The sequence below is a fragment of the Telluria sp. AZSoR62 genome (assembly GCF_058111565.1).
On record NZ_JBYTST010000399.1, the window covers coordinates 1 to 259 of the forward strand.

At 56.8% G+C, this 259-nt stretch carries 1 protein-coding gene; it reads right to left on the reverse strand.

Annotation, left to right across the window (positions count from 1 at the left end):
* Positions 1–259 (reverse strand): hypothetical protein (locus AC3XQU_RS24230; RefSeq protein WP_489876671.1); only part of this gene is annotated, 259 nt, incomplete at both ends.

Consider the following 259-nt stretch of genomic DNA (forward strand, 5'->3'; position numbering starts at 1 on the left):
GATCAAATCGAGGGCCTGATCCTCAAAGAGCTCCAATCCCGCGACGCTGAAATCAAGAATTTCAGCGAGAACGCTGTCAAAGAAATCACCGCCTTGAAAGACCGCCTGCAAGACTTGGAACAGAAGGGTCAGCGCCGTGGTAGCAATGTTACGGCGGGTGGCGATGACGCGGTTGGCAAGATGGCCGAGGAGTTCACGAAGTCGGGCCAGTTCGCTGCTATGAAGTCTGGCGGCCCAACTACCGGTCGGGTCACTGTCG